The sequence below is a fragment of the Hymenobacter sp. genome, from assembly GCF_036387835.1.
GTDB lineage: Bacteria > Bacteroidota > Bacteroidia > Cytophagales > Hymenobacteraceae > Hymenobacter.
Map to the genome: position 1 here is coordinate 1 of NZ_DASVSY010000085.1, position 16,512 is coordinate 16,512.

Genomic DNA, 16,512 nt, shown 5'->3' on the forward strand with positions numbered 1-16,512 from the left:
ACAACCTGGCCCTGTTCGGCCTCGAAGAAGGCGGCACCAACATCTACGCCTCCGTCTACAAAACCTTCGGCGACGTGCAAAGCCGCCTCTACCCCAAGGAGCTGCCCAGCTACGTGCCCCTCGACCAGATGCTGGACCTGAGCTTGCTGAAGAACATGCAAACCCAGTACAAAGGCAAAACCGTAGCCCCCGCCGACCAGCAGAAGTTTGCCGCCGACGATGAAATCCGCCAGAGCGTGAGCAAGCGGGCCTGGAACATCGAGTTCAACACCGGCCAAAGCTCCTTCACCCCCGCCGCCGAGCGGGAACTCAACCAGCTCTTCAACGACCTGGTGGTGGCCGGCAACCTGAAAGTAGCCGTGCATGGCCACACCGACAACGTGGGCGACCCGCAAAAGAATCAGCAGCTCTCCGAAGACCGCGCCCTGGCTGTACGCCAGTGGCTGGAAACAAAGAGCCGGAGCGCTTTTCCGCAAGGCCGCGTGCAAGTCTACGCCCATGGTGCTACTGAGCCCCTGGTTAGCAACTCTACCCCTACAGGCAAAGCCAAAAACCGCCGTGTCGAGATTGTACTTGGCAACTAAAAGGTGAAATAAGGAGAAAAAAACGGTCATGCTGAGCGAAGCGGAGCGTAGTCGAAGCATCTCGCGTGCTGACATTGCCAAACTAATCTCGTCATGCTGAGCGCAGCCGGAGGCGGAGTCGAAGCATCTCTACCGCTTCGTTGTACAAGCGTTAGAGTTTACCACACTACCAAGATGCTTCGACTCAGGCTGCGCCTGCGCGGACGCCAGATCAAGCATGACGTTCTCTTCTCCCTCACTATCTCACCACCTCCAACAACCATGAAAAACCTATTCATTCCCAATGCGCAGCCGCGCCAGTCGGTTTTCCTAACCATGGTGGCGTGCCAAGCGCTGGTGCTGCTGGTACTGTGGCTGCTGTACCCGCTCAAGCTGTTTCCAACGCTCGGCGAAGTGCTAACCGCCTTTCAGGATCTGGTGCGCACGCAGGGTTTGATTCAGGAGCTGTGGGCCAGCCTGGTCACTGCCATTCAGGCGGTGGCCATAGCAACGGTGCTGGCCTTGGGCATCTCCTACCTCACGGCGCTGCCGTTCTTCCGGCCCCTGGCCTACGCCGCCACCAAGCTGCGCTACCTCACCCTCACGGGCCTCACGTTCTTCATGGCGCTCATGCTTAGCTCGGGCCACCAGGTGAAGCTGTCGGTGCTGGTGTTCGGGGCCACGGTGTACTTCGTGACGGGCATGACCAGCGTGATTCAAACCACCACGCAAGAGGAAATCAACCACGCCCGCACCCTTGGCATGAGCGAGTGGCGCAGCTTTTTCGAGGTGATTGTACTCGGTAAGCTCGATGATATGCTGGAAGTGGTGCGCCAGAACTTCGCCATCATCTGGACTATGATTACCCTGGTCGAGACGCTCTACCAGTCGGAAGGCGGCATTGGGCTGCTGCTCTACAAACAAAACCGCTACCTGCACCTGGCCGGCGTCGTGTCCATCCAATTAGTTATTCTGGCCGTGGGGGCGTTGCAAGACTACCTGTTTGTGCTCCTGCGCCGCGTGTTCTTCCCCTACTCCGAACTGAGTGCAGCGCGGTAGGGCCTCACCCCCTAGCCCCCTCTCCTTCAGAGAGGGGGAACTAGCTCTAGCTTTCTAAACTCACCTTTTTCCTGCTTATCCCTCTTTTAAACTAGCTCTAGAAAAGAAACTAGCAGCTAGTTCCCCCTCTCTGAAGGAGAGGGGGCTAGGGGGTGAGGCACCTCACCATCCATGACTCCGCAACCCTACAACTACAAAGAACCGGTCCTCACGCTGCAAGGTGTATCAATGGTGTTCAACGGGGAAGTCGTCCTGCGCGACATCAATGCGCAGGTGCTCGACGTGGTACGGCCGGGCATGAACCAAGGGCAGATTGTCGGATTCTACGGCCGCTCTGGCATCGGCAAATCGGTGCTGTGCCGCATTATGGCCGGGTTGCTGGCCCCAAGTAGCGGCACGGTGCAAGTGGGGGTCAATCAGTTGCCGGTGCAGCCGGGCATGGTAGGATTGGTGCAACAGCGCTACCCCCTCTTCGACCACCGCACCCTCCACGACAACCTGCTGGTGGCCGCCCTCCGCAAACACGCCCCCGACGAAGCCCAACGCCAGGTAACGTCCTATCTGGACCGGTTTTGCCTTACGCCGCACCGCAAGAAATATCCGGCGCACCTCTCGGGCGGCCAGCGCCAGCGCGCCGCCATTGCCCAACAGTTGCTCTGCTCCGAGCACCTCATTCTCCTCGACGAGCCCTTTTCCGGCCTCGACGTAGCCATGATCGACGAGGTCAAGAAAATCATCCTCGAAGTCACGACCATGGACGAGCTCAACACCGTCGTCATCGTCTCCCACGACATTGCCACCACCACCGCCCTCGCCGACCGGCTGTGGCTGCTCGGCTACGAGCGAGACGCCGCCGGCCAGCTCATCCCCGGCGCCACCATCACCCAGCAGCACCAATACAACCTCGCCGAAATGGGCCTGGCCTGGCACCAGAACGTGGAAGCCGAACCCGAATTCGCGCAGTTCGTGGAGGAAATAAAGGGCGAGATACGGGGGAGTTAAGGCTGTTTAGGATTACTATTGCTTATCCAACTAGTGGCTTTATCATGACTAAAACACCTGCTCAAATAAGGTTTGATAATTTAGTTTCAATTACCCTTTGGCCGGAATTTAAAGCCAAACGGTATAGAAAAACTGGAAACAATTTTCGCCTTTACAGCCCTGCTGGTTGGGAGAAAATTGTAAACATTCAGAAAAGCATGTTTAGCAATAAAAATGATATATGCTTTACAGTTAATACAGGCCTCTACTTACCTGAAGCAGATACAATATTCGAAACACCGAGAGGCGAGAAGTTTTTAGAACCGGATTGCCTCGTACGAAAGCGAATCGGAAATTTAAACGGATTGCAGTCCGACCTTTGGTATGATTTGACTGAAAATACGACGATTAATGATCTAGAAATCAGAGTAAAGCAAAATTTTTCGCAATTCATCATTCCATATTTAGAAAGCATTCAGTCCCGTGATGATATTCTAAAACAGATTATTTGGGAGCACAGGCCAAATGATGAAATGGCTATTCGCACACTATTTATTTGCGGATATCAGGAAGAGGCTCGGCAGTGGATAGAAGATGAAATTAATACTACAATTTATCGAAAGTGGCGTGAGCAGCTAATAAAACTAAAAGATTTATTAGTATAAATTCTTCTCAAAATACATTCTATCTAAAGCTCCAATCTTCGCCAAAATGCCCTCCGGAACACTTCTACTCATTGACGACGAACCGCGCTTGCGCCAGCTATTGGCGCGGGTGCTGGAGCTGGAAGGCTATACGATTCTGCAAGCGCCCGACGCCCGGCGCGGCCTGGAACTGCTGGAACAACACGCCGCCGACGTGCTGGTGGTGGTGTCCGATGTGAAGCTGCCCGATGCCAACGGCGTGGAGCTGCTGCCGCGCCTCAAGGCCAAAGCGCCCGATATGGAAGTCATCCTGCTCACCGCCTTCGGCACCATCCCCGACGGCGTGAAGGCTATGAAGCAGGGCGCTTTCGACTACCTCACCAAAGGCGACTTCGAGCAGCAACTGGTGGTGGTGGTGGACCGCGCCGCCGAAAAAGCCCGCCTGCGCCGCCGGGTGGCCGAGTTGGAGCGCAAAATGGGCCAGCGGCACAGCTTTAGCTCCATGATTGGCTCGTCGGGGGCGCTGCGGCGGGCGCAGAGCATGGGCGAGCAGGTGGCCGTCACGGATAGCACGGTGCTGCTGGAAGGCCCGACGGGGTCGGGTAAGGAGCTGTTTGCGCAGGCTATTCACGAGGCGAGTCCGCGCAAGTCGAAGTCGTTTGTGGCGGTGAATTGCAGTGCTTTCCCAAGGGAGCTGCTGGAATCGGAGCTGTTTGGGTACAAGAAAGGTGCCTTTACGGGCGCGCTGGCCGACAAGAAAGGCTTGCTGGAAGAAGCTAACGGCGGCACCTTGTTTCTCGATGAAATCGGGGAGCTGGAGCTGAACGTGCAAGCCAAGTTTCTGCGGGTGCTGGAGTTGCAGCAGTTCACCAAGCTCGGCGACACCAAGCCCACCAACGTGAACGTGCGCCTGGTAGCGGCCACCAACCGCAACCTCAAGCAGGAAGCCGCCGAAGGCCGTTTCCGCCCCGATTTGTACTACCGGCTATCGGTGTTTACCATCAATGTGCCGCCGCTTAAAGAGCGCCCCACCGACGTGCCCACGCTGGCCGAATACTTTCTGCAATACTTCGCCGCCAAGCTCTGCAAGCGCCTGCCCGGCCTCGACGCTGAGTGTTTGCGCCTGCTCCAACAGTATCCCTGGCCCGGCAATGTGCGGGAGCTAAAAAACGTGTTGGAACGCGCCGCCATCCTCGCTCCCGCCGACCAGCCCCTGGCCGCCGCCTACCTCCCCGACGAGTTCCACGCCCCCGTCGCGCCGCTCAGCCTCACCGATGCCAACCCCGACGATAACAGCCTCCGCGCCGTGGAAGCCCGCCACATTCAACTGCTGCTCCACCGCACCCAAGGCAACAAGACCGAAGCCGCCCGCCAGCTCGGCATCGGCCTGACCACCCTCTACCGCAAAGTGCAGGAGTATGGGCTGTGACGCACATAGTCAACGCCCGGCATACCTCTACCCACGTGTGTCATGCTGAGCTTGCCGAAGCATCTCGCGCGCTGACGTTGTGATGCTAACTCAACGATTCTGGCGAGATGCTTCGGCAAGCTTAGCATGACGGTCTATTAAGCTTTCAAGTAAAGTCGCTTAACAGACATTCGTTTGGCAGAGCGCCCACTAAAAGTTGGCGTTACTTTTCATTCCCATGACCTTAAAAAACAAAATCCGACTCAGCATCCTGACTATGTTGGTGTTGCTGCTGGCCTTGGGTGGCTACACGTTTCAAACCATACAGCGGCTGGAAGGCGGCGCGCGGGGTATTCAGCAGGCCAATTTCTACTCCGTGGAATATGGCCTCCAGATGCTGCGGGCCGTGGAGCAGCTGGAACAGCAGCCCGCCGCCGCCGCGCCGCTAGAGCAGTTCCGGCGGGCCCTCACCCGCGAGGCCGCTAACATCACCGAGCCGGGCGAATTAGAGCTGGTTGATACGCTCACGCAGCAGCTAGCCGACTACCAGACCCTGGTGGATGAGCAGGCCCCGTTGGCGCAACAGCAATTCAAGCTACGCCAGGTGCAAGCGGAAATACACCGCGCCGTTGACCTTAATACCCGCTCCTTCAACACGGCTACCCAGCGCGTCACGACCGATGCGGCCCGCGCCCGGCGCCTTGTGCTCATTTTTATCAGTTTGAGTGCGGCCGTTGGATTGGCGCTGATTGTGCGGCTGCCGCGGGAGGTGCTGCGCCCCCTGCGCCGCCTCACGGCCGACGTGGAAGACGTAGCCAGCCCCGGCCCAACCAACCAAGTGCCCATTGCCAAAGACGATGAGGTAGGTGCCGTGGCCCTGGCCCTGAACCGCGCCTTCGGCTACATGCAGGACCAGCGCAGCGCCACCCGCGTGGCCTTGGCCACCGAACGAAACCGCCTGGAAAGCCTGGTGGAGCACCTCGACGAGGGCTTGCTCCTGCTAGATGAAAGCGGCTGTGTACTGCTGGCCAACCCCACCGCCCGCCGCCTGCTCGACCGGCCCGCCGCCGACCTGGTGGGCCACAAGGCCGAAGACCTCAGCCGCGAATCCGAGTTGCTGCACACGCTGTTTCAGCCGCTGCTGGAGCCGGCCGTCAAGTCTGCCAATGGGAATGCGCAGTTGCCGCTACTCACGTTTCGGCAGCAGGGCGAGGACGTGTACTACCGGCTCACGGCCAGCCATATTGTGTCGTTCAACAAGGAATTGCGGCAGACCGAGTTTGCGGGCCATATCCTGTCGTTGCGCAACGTATCGGAGTTCAAGAAGCTGGATGAAATCAAATCCAATTTCCTGGCCACTGTGTCGCACGAGCTGAAAACGCCGCTGGCCAGCATCAACCTGAGTCTTATGCTGCTGCAAGACGAGCGCACCGACCCCGAAGAACGTTTGCGCATCGCCGATGGCATTCGGGAGGAAACCACGCGCTTGCTCGGCATGGTGGGCCAACTCATCGACGTTTCGCGGCTCGATGCCGGGGTGGGTATCAAGCTCGATGTGCGCCCGGTAGCCTTGGCCGACATCGTGGAATACGCCGTGGATACCGTGCAGCCGCAGCTTCAGGACAAAGAGCTATGCCTGGAAACCAACCTGCCGCCCACGCTACCTGCCGCCCGCGCCGACCTCGAAAAAACCACGTGGGTGCTCATCAACCTGCTCGCCAATGCCATCCGCTACTCGCCCCGCGGCGCCCGCCTCACCGTGCAGGCCACCCACTTGCCCGACCACCAGTTGCAAGTCAGCGTGCAGGACTACGGCCCCGGCATCCCGCCCGAGTACCACGAGCGAATCTTCCAGCGCTTCGCCGAAGTGCCCAACCCCGCCGGCCACAAAGGCGGCTCCGGCCTCGGCCTGAGTATCTCCCGCGAGTTCATCAACACCCAAGGCGGCCGCCTATGGGTGGAAAGCACCCCCGGCGCCGGCAGTTGCTTCCTGTTCACGCTTCCTTCGGAAGAGGTGAAATTGTGAGATGGTGAAATGGTGAGTTTGATGTTCGGCTGGTGCGGGTTTGCACTGACGGCGCCAGTGGCGCGGCCAGCACGTCAACTCACCATTTCACCATCTCACAATTTCACCTCACTCCAAGTGCCGCTGAAAGTGCATTTGCAGGATGGTGTCAACCTTTTCTTTGGTGAGAGGCTTGTTGACCAGGCCGGCGATGGGAAGCTCCTGTATCCGCTCTAAGTCGCGCGAGTGCATGGAAGTAGTGAGCATCACGACCACAATAGCCTGCCGCTGCGCCTGGGGCAGCTGTACGTAGGCCTCCAGAAACTCGATGCCGTTCATGACGGGCATGTTCACGTCGAGTAGGATGAGCGAGGGGCAGGCAGAAGCAAGATTATTGCAAAACTGATCGAGCGTGGCCAGCGCTTCGCGGCCATTTTGAACCAGAATCAGCTTGTCGGCCACGCCTAAGCTATTCAGCAATAACTCGTTAAGAAAATTGGTTGTAGAGTCGTCATCAACCAACAAGATACTAGGAAGCTTATCCATATAAACAGTACACTATAGAGTAGCGGCCATCAACCCATCACCGACCGCCGCGGATACTCATCTGTATACGTGCTTAGTGGGGAAAAGAGACAGTGAACGTTGACCCAACGCCCGGCTGGCTTTCCACCTGAATATGTCCTCCCGCATTCTCAACCATCCGCTTCACCATGTAGAGGCCGATACCGGTGCCTTCTACGTGGTCGTGGAGGCGTTGGAACATGCCAAAAAGCCGCACCTGCTGGGCAGCATCCAGCCCAAGCCCGTTGTCCTGCACTTCCAGCGCGGCAAAACCTTCGGTTTGTTGGCAGCGCAGGCGCACGTGCGGCAGCCGGCTGGGATGACGGTACTTGAGGGCATTGCTGAGCAGGTTATAGACGACACTGCGCAGGTTTTTCTGGGAAAACGAGACGGTGGGGCATTGATCCACTTCTACCTCAAGCTGCGCCTGGGTTGATTCCAGCAGCGGCGCCAGGTCCAGGCGCACTTCCTCGATTATGGCGGCCAGGTCCACGGTCTGGCTGGGCTGGGCTTGCTCTTTTTGCAGCTTTGTGACGTCGGTCAGGTGGTCGATGGTTTTCTGGAACCGCTCCACCGACCCTTGCATCATTTGCAGGATGGGGCGCACCTGCCCATCGGCGGTGCTGGCTTCGGGCAGCTGATGCGTGAGGGCGTGCAGCAGGCCTTCGATGTTGGCAATGGGCGCGCGCAGGTCGTGGGAGGCGGTGTAAATGAAGTTGTCGAGGTCGACGTTGGTGCGGATAAGCTGCGTGTTGGTGTCGCTGAGCTCTTCGTTGGTAGCGTGCAGCTCTTCGTTGATGGCGGCCAGTTCCTGGTTCAGGTCTTGCACCTGCCCCTGGCTCTGCTCCACCTGCTGCCGGGCCAGCACCTGCTCCGACACCTCATTGGCCACCACCGTCACGCTGGTGATGTTGCCTTGCTCGTCGCGCAGGGGCTCGTAGGCCAAGTTGAAATAGCCGGTTTCGTAGGTTATCCTGTGGTTTAGCTGCACGGGCACTTCCTGGGCCACCACCGACTTCCCCGTTAGGCGCACTTTGTCGAGCTGCTCCTGAATGCCTTGCATGATGGTTCTGGGCACCACTTCGAACAAGGGCCGACCTAGTAGCTGGGGTGAAGGCTGGCCTAGCATGGTGCACAGCGTGGGGTTAGCCACTTCTACCAAATAATCTGGCCCCTGAAAGACCCCAATGCCTACCGGTGCCTGCTCAAACATGGCCCGGAGCTGCTCCTGCTGCGCCTCACGCTGCTGTCGGGCTTGCACCTGCTCGCTCACTTCGTAGGCAAACGTGGAAATGCCGACTATCACGCCGTTTTCGCGGTAGGCCTGATAGGTGAAGGTGAAGTACATTTCCCTGGGCGGCTGCCCGTCGGACTGTTCGAGCAGCAACTGGGCCTCGTTCCCGAAATAGGTCTGACCTGTGGCGTACACTTCATCGAGCAATCCTTTGAAGCCGGCCCCCACGGTTTCGGGCAGCGCCTCGGCCACGGTGCGGCCGAGCAGCTCGCGGCCCGGAAAGAACTCCTGATAGGCCGCGTTAAAGTATTCGTAGCGGTGCTCGGGGCCGCGCTGAATGCAGATGGCGGCCGGTGTCTGCTCGAACACCTGATAAAAGGTTTCGCGCTCCTGCGCTATGCGCTGCACCCCGGCCAGCACTTCGGCCTGCAAGGCATCAGCCCGCTGCTGGTCCTGCACCTGCGTGGTTACTTCGAAGGCAAAAACCAGAATACCGTCAATCTGCCCGTTTTCGTTGTAGCGGGCCTGCTGAATGTAGTTGAAGTACCGATCTTCCAGCACCCCATTCTCAGAACGCTGGAAGGCAATAAGCAGACCGGGTTCCTGATGAGTTTCGCCGGTTCGATATACGTGCTGAAGCGTTTCGTGCACCCGGTGGCCGGCTATTTCCGGCATGGCCTCCAATATGGCCCGGCCTTGCAATTCCCGCCCCGGAAACAGCGCCTGATAATTCGGATTCACCAGCTCGAACACCAGTTCCGGCCCGTCCAAAATGCAGATGGCGGCCGGGGCTTGCATAAAGAAGCGCTCCAGCCGGGCGCGCTGTCGCTCGGTTTCCACCCGCGCCTGTTGTACTTCCCGGGTTCGCGCCAGCACGCGGTTTTCCAGGTCGATGTTGAGTTCGAGCAGGGCTTGCTCGGTGAGTTGCAACTCGGCTACATTGGCTCTCACCTCTTCATTGGCCGTAAACAGCTCTTCGTTGGCCGCAGCCAGCTCCTGGTTTAGCACTTCTACCTGCTGCCGGCCTTGCTCTACCTGCCGCCGGGTCTGCACCTGCTCGGTCACGTCGTAAGCAAAGTTGAGAATGCCGTTGATGGTACCATCGGTATCGCGCAGGGCCTGCAGAAACGTATTGTAGTAGCGCTGCTCCAGCTGCCCGGTGTTGGTGCTATCCACCCACGTTTCGATTTCATGCCCGCTGAATGGCTCCCCACTCTGATACACCCGGTCAAACAACTCGAAGAACTGCTGCCCTTCCAGTTCGGGCATGGCCTCGCGGAAACTCCGCCCTTGCAGCACCCGCCCGGGAAACAGCTGCTGGTAGTGCGGATTGATGAGATGGTACTCGTGGTTGGGCCCCTGAAATGTAGCAATGCTGGCGGGCAGCTCCTCCAGTATGGCGGCCAGGCGTTGGCGTTGAGCTTCGGCCTCGGCCTGCGCCGCTTCCGCCGTCTGGGCCGCCGTCATGAAGGCCTGGTTGGCGGATTCCAGCTGCTGGTTTAGCCGTTGAAGCTGCGCCTCGTTGCGCTCGATGCCCCGGCGGGCCAGTACTTGGGTGGTTACTTCGTAGGCAAAAACCAGAATACCATCAATGGCGCCCTCCAGGCTGCGGGTAGCCTGGTAGATGAAGTTGTAGTAGTTTTCGCCTAAAGCCCCGGAATTGTTGTGGTCGAGCTGCACCAGCATTTCGTGCGCCTCGAAACTTTCGCCGGTGCGGTACACCTCGTCGAGCAGTCCGACAATGGGCTGGCTGGCCAGCTCTGGCATGGCCTCGGCAACGGGTCGGCCAAGCAAGGGCCGGTCGCCAACCCGTTGTTGGTACAACGGGTTAACCAATTGAAACACGTGCTCCGGGCCGCGGAAGATGCAAACCATGGCCGGGGCCTGCATGAAAATGCTGTGCAGCTGCTGGCGCTGGCGGTCGGCTTCGGCGCGGGCCTGTTGCAGTTGCTGCTGAATTTCAATCAGCTCGGCGTTGCTGGCCAGATATTCTTCGTTGGCGGTTTGCAGCTCTTCGTTGAGGCGCTCCACCTGCTGGCGGTTGCGCACCTGCTCCGTGATATCACTTACAATGTCGAGCACGCCCAACAGGCTCCCGTCGGGGCCATACAAGGGCTGGTACACAAAATTAAAATAGTGCGTTTCCAACGCCCCCTGCTGCGTAAGCTGCACGGGCACTTCACTTCCAACAAAGGGCACCCGGGTGCGGGCCACTTCGGCTATTACCTCGGCAAAGTCCTGGCCGCGCAATTCGGGCACTGCTTCCAGCAAGGGCTTCCCGAGCACCTCACTAATGGAGTAGCCCCACATGGCGCATATTTGGTTGTTGGCCGCGGCTATCAATTGGTTTTCGCCCTCAAACAAGGCGATGCCCACCGGTGCTTGCCGGATTACAGCCTGAAGCACCTCCCGTTCGCGGGCCACGGCGGCCTGGGCCACCCGTTCGCGCGCCTGGCTGTCGTGCAGCTGCCTTTCCGCCTGCACCTGGTCGGTAACGTTGGCTACGGCGTGAATGAAACAGCGCAGGTGCCCTTGTGCGTCGAGCACGGGGGTGTTGCGGGGCAGCCAGTACCGCTCCACAAAGCGGCCAGGGTTGTCGGGGTCAGGCACATCGTAGTGCTGCAAGGCCATTTCGTGGGGCTGCCCCGTGGTCCGCGCCAACTCCAGCGACTCGCTTAGGTTTTGCACGCCCTTCGCCTCGGGCGTTTCCGGGTTATCGGGAAACGCCTCGAACAAGTGCTGGCCTATCAGATTGTCGCGCTGCGTAAGCGTAGCCGCTAAATAGGCTTCGCTGGCTTCCTCGATTATCAGCTTGGGAGAAAGCAGCAGGTACGGGGCAGGCAACGCCTCGAAAACGGCCAGCAACACGGCCTCTTTGCCTTGCGGTAGTGTTGGCTGCGCAAGATGGCCGTTGAGGCAAGGGGTTTCAGTGAGGTTCACGACCAGCACCTGCCCGCTCCGTTTGGCGGCTATGTGCAGCAGGTTGCCGGTTTCGGGGTGTGGCTGCTGGAAAGTGAACTGGCTGGCTTCGCTTGTTTCGAAGGCCTTACGGTAGAAATCAAACAGACTCTTAGCTTGCGCGTCTGACTGAAGAACCAGAAAAGTATTGGCAGGATACTCGGGTAGTTGCAGCAGGCGTTGGGCAGGCGGGTTGAGGCGCACATACGCCAGGTCCACTAGTTCAGCTCCGGCGGCAGCATACACCGGGCGCAGCAGCGCAATGCCCGTCAACGATATATCCAGCAGGGTTTCCAGCAGGTCGGCAGGAGAATATAGGTCGGGCTGAAGGGCGGTAGAATCGGGCATAGCAGGAGCACAAGAAGCCAGCAAACGGGGCCAGTCGGCAGCATACGGGCAAGAAAGATAGCAAGAGTAACTACAAGAAGCGGGCGCAGAATACAACCGTGCTGCTTGCCTGAGTGTTTGGCATTAGCCCTTCCCGGCAATTCGCCGTAATTTCGCCGCTTGTTGCTTATAGCGGGTTGCGTGTTACTTGTTTATGACAACTCGATAGCCAAAAAAGGACATCAACATCTAGCAACCAACTAGCAATCAACAACTAGCAATCAACAACCAACAACTCATGCCCGGTTACAGTCCTCAGGAAATCGAGAAGAAGTGGCAAGCCCATTGGCAAGCGCACCATACGTTTAAAGCCGACAACAGTTCCGACAAGCCTAAATTCTACGCGCTGGACATGTTTCCGTACCCCAGCGGCGCCGGTTTGCACGTGGGGCACCCGCTCGGCTACATTGCCTCCGACATCGTGTCGCGCTATAAGCGCCTACGTGGCTACAACGTGCTGCACCCCATGGGCTTCGACTCGTTTGGGCTGCCCGCCGAGCAGTACGCCATCCAGACCGGCCAGCACCCGGCCCTGACCACCGAAATAAACATCGACACCTACATCCGGCAGCTTAGCTCGCTCGGGTTCAGCTACGATTGGAGCCGCGAAATCCGCACCTCCGACCCCACCTACTACAAGTGGACGCAGTGGATTTTCCTGAAGCTGTTCAATAGCTGGTACAACCTCGACACCAACCGCGCCGAGCCCCTGAAAACCCTGCTCGACAAGTTTGCCGAGAACGGCAGCCAGGGCATCCGCGCCGCCGGCGACGAGCAGGAGCGCCACGATTTCACAGCCGGCCAGTGGAAGCTGTTCACCGAAAAGCAGCGCCTCACCGCTGTGCATCCCTACCGCCTCGCCTACCAGCAAGACACCTACGTGAACTGGTGCGCCGGCCTCGGCACTGTGCTTTCCAACGACGAAGTGAAAGACGGCCTCTCCGAGCGCGGCGGCTTCCCCGTCGAGCGCCGCCTGATGCCGCAGTGGAACTTGCGCATCACCGCCTACGCCGACCGCCTCCTGCAAGGCCTCGACACCCTCGACTGGCCCGACGCCGTGAAGGAGATGCAGCGCAACTGGATTGGCCGCAGCGTTGGGGCCGAAGTCACGTTCCCGGTTCAGGGCCACGCCAGCGCCCAAATCAAGGTGTATACTACCCGCGTCGATACCATCTACGGCGCCACCTTCCTGGTGCTGGCGCCCGAGCACGAGCTGGTAGCAGAGCTAACCCCCCCCGAGCAGAAAGAAGCGGTGCAGGCCTACATCGACGCCACCAAGCGGCGCTCGGAGCGCGACCGGATGGCCGACGTAAAAGTGGTTTCGGGCGTATTCACAGGTAGCTTCGGGCTGAATCCGGTATCCGGCGAGCCGGTGCAAATCTGGCTGGCCGACTACGTGCTGGCCGGCTACGGCACCGGCGCCGTAATGGCCGTACCCTCCGGCGACCAGCGCGACTACCTGTTTGCCAAGCACTTCGACTTGCCCATCGTGCAGGTAACCGACGCCCAACAGGGCCTCGACGAGCAAGCCGACCCCACCAAGGAAGGCCGCTACGTTAACTCCGGCATCATCGACGGCCTCGGCTACAAAGAAGCCACCACCAAGCTCATAGCCTTTCTCGAAGAAAAAGGCCTCGGTAAAGGCAAAACCAACTTCCGCATCCGCGACGCCATTTTTGGCCGCCAGCGCTATTGGGGCGAGCCCATCCCGATTTATTACAAAGACGGCACCGCCTACGGCATAGCCGAAGCGGATTTGCCGCTGGTGCTGCCCGAAATCGATGAGTACAAGCCCACCGAAACCGGCGAGCCGCCCCTCGGCCGTGCCAAAGACTGGAAGTACAAAGGCCAGTACGAGTACGAGCTCAGCACCATGCCCGGTTGGGCCGGCTCTAGCTGGTACTACCTCCGCTACATGGATCCGCACAACACCGAGCGGTTTGTGGGCGAAGAGGCCGAGCAGTACTGGCAGAACGTGGACCTCTACCTCGGCGGCGCCGAACACGCCACCGGCCACCTGCTCTACTCCCGCTTCTGGCACCTCTTCCTCAAGGATTTAGGCCTGGTATCGGCGAATGAGCCGTTCCAGAAACTGATTAATCAGGGGATGATATTGGGAAGGTCGAACTTCGTGTATCGCATAAACGGCACCAATACGTTTGTAACACTTGGCAAAAAAGATCAGCACCAAACCACTGCCCTGCACGTCGACGTGAACATCGTTCACAACGATGTGCTGGATACCGAAGCCTTCAAAAAGTCGCGCCCTGACTACGCAAACGCCGAATTCATCCTGGAAGATGATGACCGTTACGTGAGTGGTTGGGAAGTTGAGAAGATGTCAAAGGCCAAGTTCAACGTAGTGAATCCTGACGTGCTGGTAGGCCAGTACGGGGCCGATGCGCTGCGCCTGTACGAGATGTTCCTTGGGCCGCTGGAGCAGTTCAAGCCGTGGAATACCAACGGCATGAGCGGCGTAGCGGGCTTCCTCAAGAAGTTCTGGCGCCTCTACCACCCGGCCGACGGGGCCTTCGCCGTAACCGACGAAGCGCCGAAACCCGCCGAGTTGAAGGCGCTGCACAAGGCTATTCGGAAGGTGGAAGAAGACATCGAGCGGTTCAGCTTCAACACCACCGTCAGCGCCCTGATGATTACAGTGAACGAGCTAACCGCCCTCGAATGCCACAAGCGCGCTGTTCTCGAGCCGTTGGTAGTTATCCTTTCGCCCTACGCCCCGCACCTGGCGGAAGAACTGTGGCAGCTGCTTGGCCACGAAGCCGGCAGCATCAGCGCGGCTACCTATCCGGAATTCAAGGAAGAGTTCCTGGTAGAAGACACCGTTAACTACCCGCTGGCCATCAACGGCAAGGTGCGCGAGCAAGCCCAATTCCCTGCCACCGCCACCGCCGCCGACATCGAAGCCGCCGTATTGGGCTCCGATTTTGTGGAGCGATTCGGCGAGGGCAAAACCGCCAAAAAGGTTATTGTCGTGCCCGGCCGCATGGTGAACGTGGTGGTAGCATAGCCCGCAACGCGAAGTTTCGCTTTTAGTAAGAAGGCCCGCCGGAAGCATCCGGCGGGCCTTTCTGCGTACGCAATGAAGAGTAGCAGGCTTTACATTTCGGTTTTGTCACGTAAGCAACCCGTGTTACCCCTTCCATTTCTGCGCCAAGCGAACAGCTGTTTCCAGCATGCACGGCTCCCACTCCTCTATTTTCCAGTCGGAATGGGCCAACGACGAAGACTGTAGCAGACGCTGCGCTTCGTCGAAGGAAGGGGCTGTTTCAAGTATCTGCGCCAGCTGCCGCTGCTGCTCATAAAGTTTGGGGTCTTCCACCACAAGGCCGGGCTGCGGCAGGTGCGAAGGCAGAAACAGCTCGTTGAGGCGAGCCGATAGGCCAGCGCGGTGCTTTTGCACTAACTCCTCCATCTGCCGAAAATCCTGCTGAAACCGGGCGCGGCTCTCGTCGGTTTTTAAGCCGGCACTTAGCTGCTCCAGCACTACGTATTTCAATTGTGGGCACATGGGCAGCGTCAGGTTGAGCAGCCTGAAAACCTCTTCTGGTACGCCCTCATCGTGCGTATCGCGCCTCACTTTTCGGGTAGGGCGCAGGGCCGAATCCTCCCAGCTGCCGCCGGAAATATGGATTTCCCGCACCCGATGCAGCGGGTACAAGGCAATCAGCTCTTCGTAGGAAACCGAAAAGTTGTGAAGCTGACAGTACAGGTTGTGTAGATCAAGAATCAAGAAGCCGCTAACCGGTTCGAGCAGTTTTTCCAGAAACTCGCCGTGGTGCTTTACTTCATCGAGCGAATAAGCAAAGGCCAGGTTTTCTAGTCCCACCGGGCACCGGCAAGCCTCATAAATTCGGCTGACCCGGTCTTGCCCAAGGCGCAGAGCCGCGGGTGTGTAAGGCGTGGGAAGCGGCGCACCGGAATGAAAATTCTGCCCGCTAAAAAAGCCGAAATGCTCGGTAATATGGTCGAAGCGGAACCGGGACGATAGCTCCCGCAGGTGTTGCAGCCACTGCTGCTGCTCGGCACTCCACCGTCCTGAGAGCAGGGAAAAGAATACGCCGTGCCCAATCAGCCGGTTTTGCTGGCCGTAGGTATCCAGCAATTCCGTAAACCAGCCGGGTACCTGCTCTGCCCAAAAAAGCGTGTCGAACGACCACTCCAAGGCCTCCACCCGGTCTTCTTCCAGCAAAGGAAAAACAGCCGACAGAATATCTACGTCCAGATTACAGGCTAGCGAAGATAAAATAGCAGGCTGCTTTTCCATTGCGAATACTTGTTTGAACCTGGTTGTAACTCAACCCATGCCGCAAGCCGGGCAATTAACGGGCACTTTTGTGTCCTGCCCCTTTTTCGCTGTTTTCTCTCCCCGTGGCTCAGGGGCGTCTTTTTTGGTACAACCCGTAGTTTGTACGGCTATACCTACCAACATGGCTCCGAGTAAAGCTTTAGGCAATTTCATATTTGTACTAACAGTTTTAAGTGAACAACAACTCTTCTGTTGGTAGAGCCTAATGCGCCGCCGATGGTTGCATTTATGTCTCAGTTAAATAAATAACTGATGTTACGCAGTCGCAGAGACAGTTCATTCGTTTAGGAACCTTATGATGAGTTGCACACTGGACCTGTACACGGATTATTTGCTGAGTTCGACGGGGGCGACCACGGCCACGGGCTTGTCGGGACTACTGGAC

General features: G+C 58.4%; 11 protein-coding genes. 7 read left to right on the forward strand and 4 right to left on the reverse strand.

Features of this window, described 5'->3' with window-relative positions; translation table 11 throughout:
- The 6 genes from VF639_RS16845 to VF639_RS16870 all read left to right on the forward strand — a co-directional run.
- Positions 1-584 (forward strand): OmpA family protein (locus VF639_RS16845; RefSeq protein WP_331147097.1); only part of this gene is annotated, 584 nt, incomplete at its 5' end.
- 261 nt (positions 585-845) lie between these two features.
- The gene (locus tag VF639_RS16850) at positions 846-1,622 is read left to right on the forward strand and encodes an ABC transporter permease (protein WP_331147098.1); all 777 of its coding nucleotides are present in this window, start codon (positions 846-848) and stop codon (positions 1,620-1,622) included.
- A gap of 171 nt (positions 1,623-1,793) precedes the next feature.
- Positions 1,794-2,624, forward strand: a complete 831-nt coding sequence (locus VF639_RS16855; protein WP_331147099.1) for an ATP-binding cassette domain-containing protein — start codon at positions 1,794-1,796, stop codon at positions 2,622-2,624.
- 44 nt (positions 2,625-2,668) lie between these two features.
- Complete coding sequence (locus VF639_RS16860) at positions 2,669-3,268, forward strand: DUF4304 domain-containing protein (RefSeq protein WP_331147100.1); 600 nt, start codon at positions 2,669-2,671, stop codon at positions 3,266-3,268.
- A 46-nt stretch (positions 3,269-3,314) separates the two neighbouring features.
- Complete coding sequence (locus VF639_RS16865; RefSeq protein ID WP_331147101.1) at positions 3,315-4,676, forward strand: sigma-54-dependent transcriptional regulator; 1,362 nt, start codon at positions 3,315-3,317, stop codon at positions 4,674-4,676.
- 217 nt (positions 4,677-4,893) lie between these two features.
- Positions 4,894-6,681, forward strand: a complete 1,788-nt coding sequence (locus VF639_RS16870) for a sensor histidine kinase (protein WP_331147102.1) — start codon at positions 4,894-4,896, stop codon at positions 6,679-6,681.
- 108 nt (positions 6,682-6,789) lie between these two features.
- Here the strand turns inward: VF639_RS16870 and VF639_RS16875 are convergent, their stop codons facing one another.
- Positions 6,790-7,206 carry a response regulator gene (locus VF639_RS16875; RefSeq protein WP_331147103.1) on the reverse strand — a complete coding sequence of 139 codons (417 nt, stop codon included), beginning with the start codon at positions 7,204-7,206 and terminating at the stop codon, positions 6,790-6,792.
- Positions 7,207-7,279: 73 nt separating this feature from the next.
- Entirely contained in the window at positions 7,280-11,764 is a 4,485-nt protein-coding gene (locus VF639_RS16880; RefSeq protein ID WP_331147104.1) for a PAS domain-containing protein, read from the reverse strand.
- A gap of 277 nt (positions 11,765-12,041) precedes the next feature.
- On the opposite strand from VF639_RS16880, the gene leuS reads away from it, so the two are divergent.
- Positions 12,042-14,828 carry a leucine--tRNA ligase gene (gene leuS / locus VF639_RS16885; RefSeq protein ID WP_331147105.1) on the forward strand — a complete coding sequence of 929 codons (2,787 nt, stop codon included), beginning with the start codon at positions 12,042-12,044 and terminating at the stop codon, positions 14,826-14,828.
- Positions 14,829-14,951: 123 nt separating this feature from the next.
- Here leuS and VF639_RS16890 read toward each other — a convergent pair whose 3' ends face one another.
- Complete coding sequence (locus tag VF639_RS16890) at positions 14,952-16,085, reverse strand: multinuclear nonheme iron-dependent oxidase (protein ID WP_331147106.1); 1,134 nt, start codon at positions 16,083-16,085, stop codon at positions 14,952-14,954.
- A 30-nt stretch (positions 16,086-16,115) separates the two neighbouring features.
- Complete coding sequence (locus VF639_RS25535; protein ID WP_473964822.1) at positions 16,116-16,280, reverse strand: chryseobasin-related MNIO class RiPP peptide; 165 nt, start codon at positions 16,278-16,280, stop codon at positions 16,116-16,118.
- Positions 16,281-16,512 lie beyond the last annotated feature (232 nt).

Coding starts and splice junctions, on each gene's coding strand:
- VF639_RS16850 (WP_331147098.1), top strand. CDS start 846: ATGAAAAACCTATTCATTCCCAATGCGCAGCCGCGCCAGTCGGTTTTC.
- VF639_RS16855 (WP_331147099.1), top strand. CDS start 1,794: ATGACTCCGCAACCCTACAACTACAAAGAACCGGTCCTCACGCTGCAA.
- VF639_RS16860 (WP_331147100.1), top strand. CDS start 2,669: ATGACTAAAACACCTGCTCAAATAAGGTTTGATAATTTAGTTTCAATT.
- VF639_RS16865 (WP_331147101.1), top strand. CDS start 3,315: ATGCCCTCCGGAACACTTCTACTCATTGACGACGAACCGCGCTTGCGC.
- VF639_RS16870 (WP_331147102.1), top strand. CDS start 4,894: ATGACCTTAAAAAACAAAATCCGACTCAGCATCCTGACTATGTTGGTG.
- VF639_RS16875 (WP_331147103.1), bottom strand. CDS start 7,206: ATGGATAAGCTTCCTAGTATCTTGTTGGTTGATGACGACTCTACAACC.
- VF639_RS16880 (WP_331147104.1), bottom strand. CDS start 11,764: ATGCCCGATTCTACCGCCCTTCAGCCCGACCTATATTCTCCTGCCGAC.
- leuS (WP_331147105.1), top strand. CDS start 12,042: ATGCCCGGTTACAGTCCTCAGGAAATCGAGAAGAAGTGGCAAGCCCAT.
- VF639_RS16890 (WP_331147106.1), bottom strand. CDS start 16,085: ATGGAAAAGCAGCCTGCTATTTTATCTTCGCTAGCCTGTAATCTGGAC.
- VF639_RS25535 (WP_473964822.1), bottom strand. CDS start 16,280: ATGAAATTGCCTAAAGCTTTACTCGGAGCCATGTTGGTAGGTATAGCC.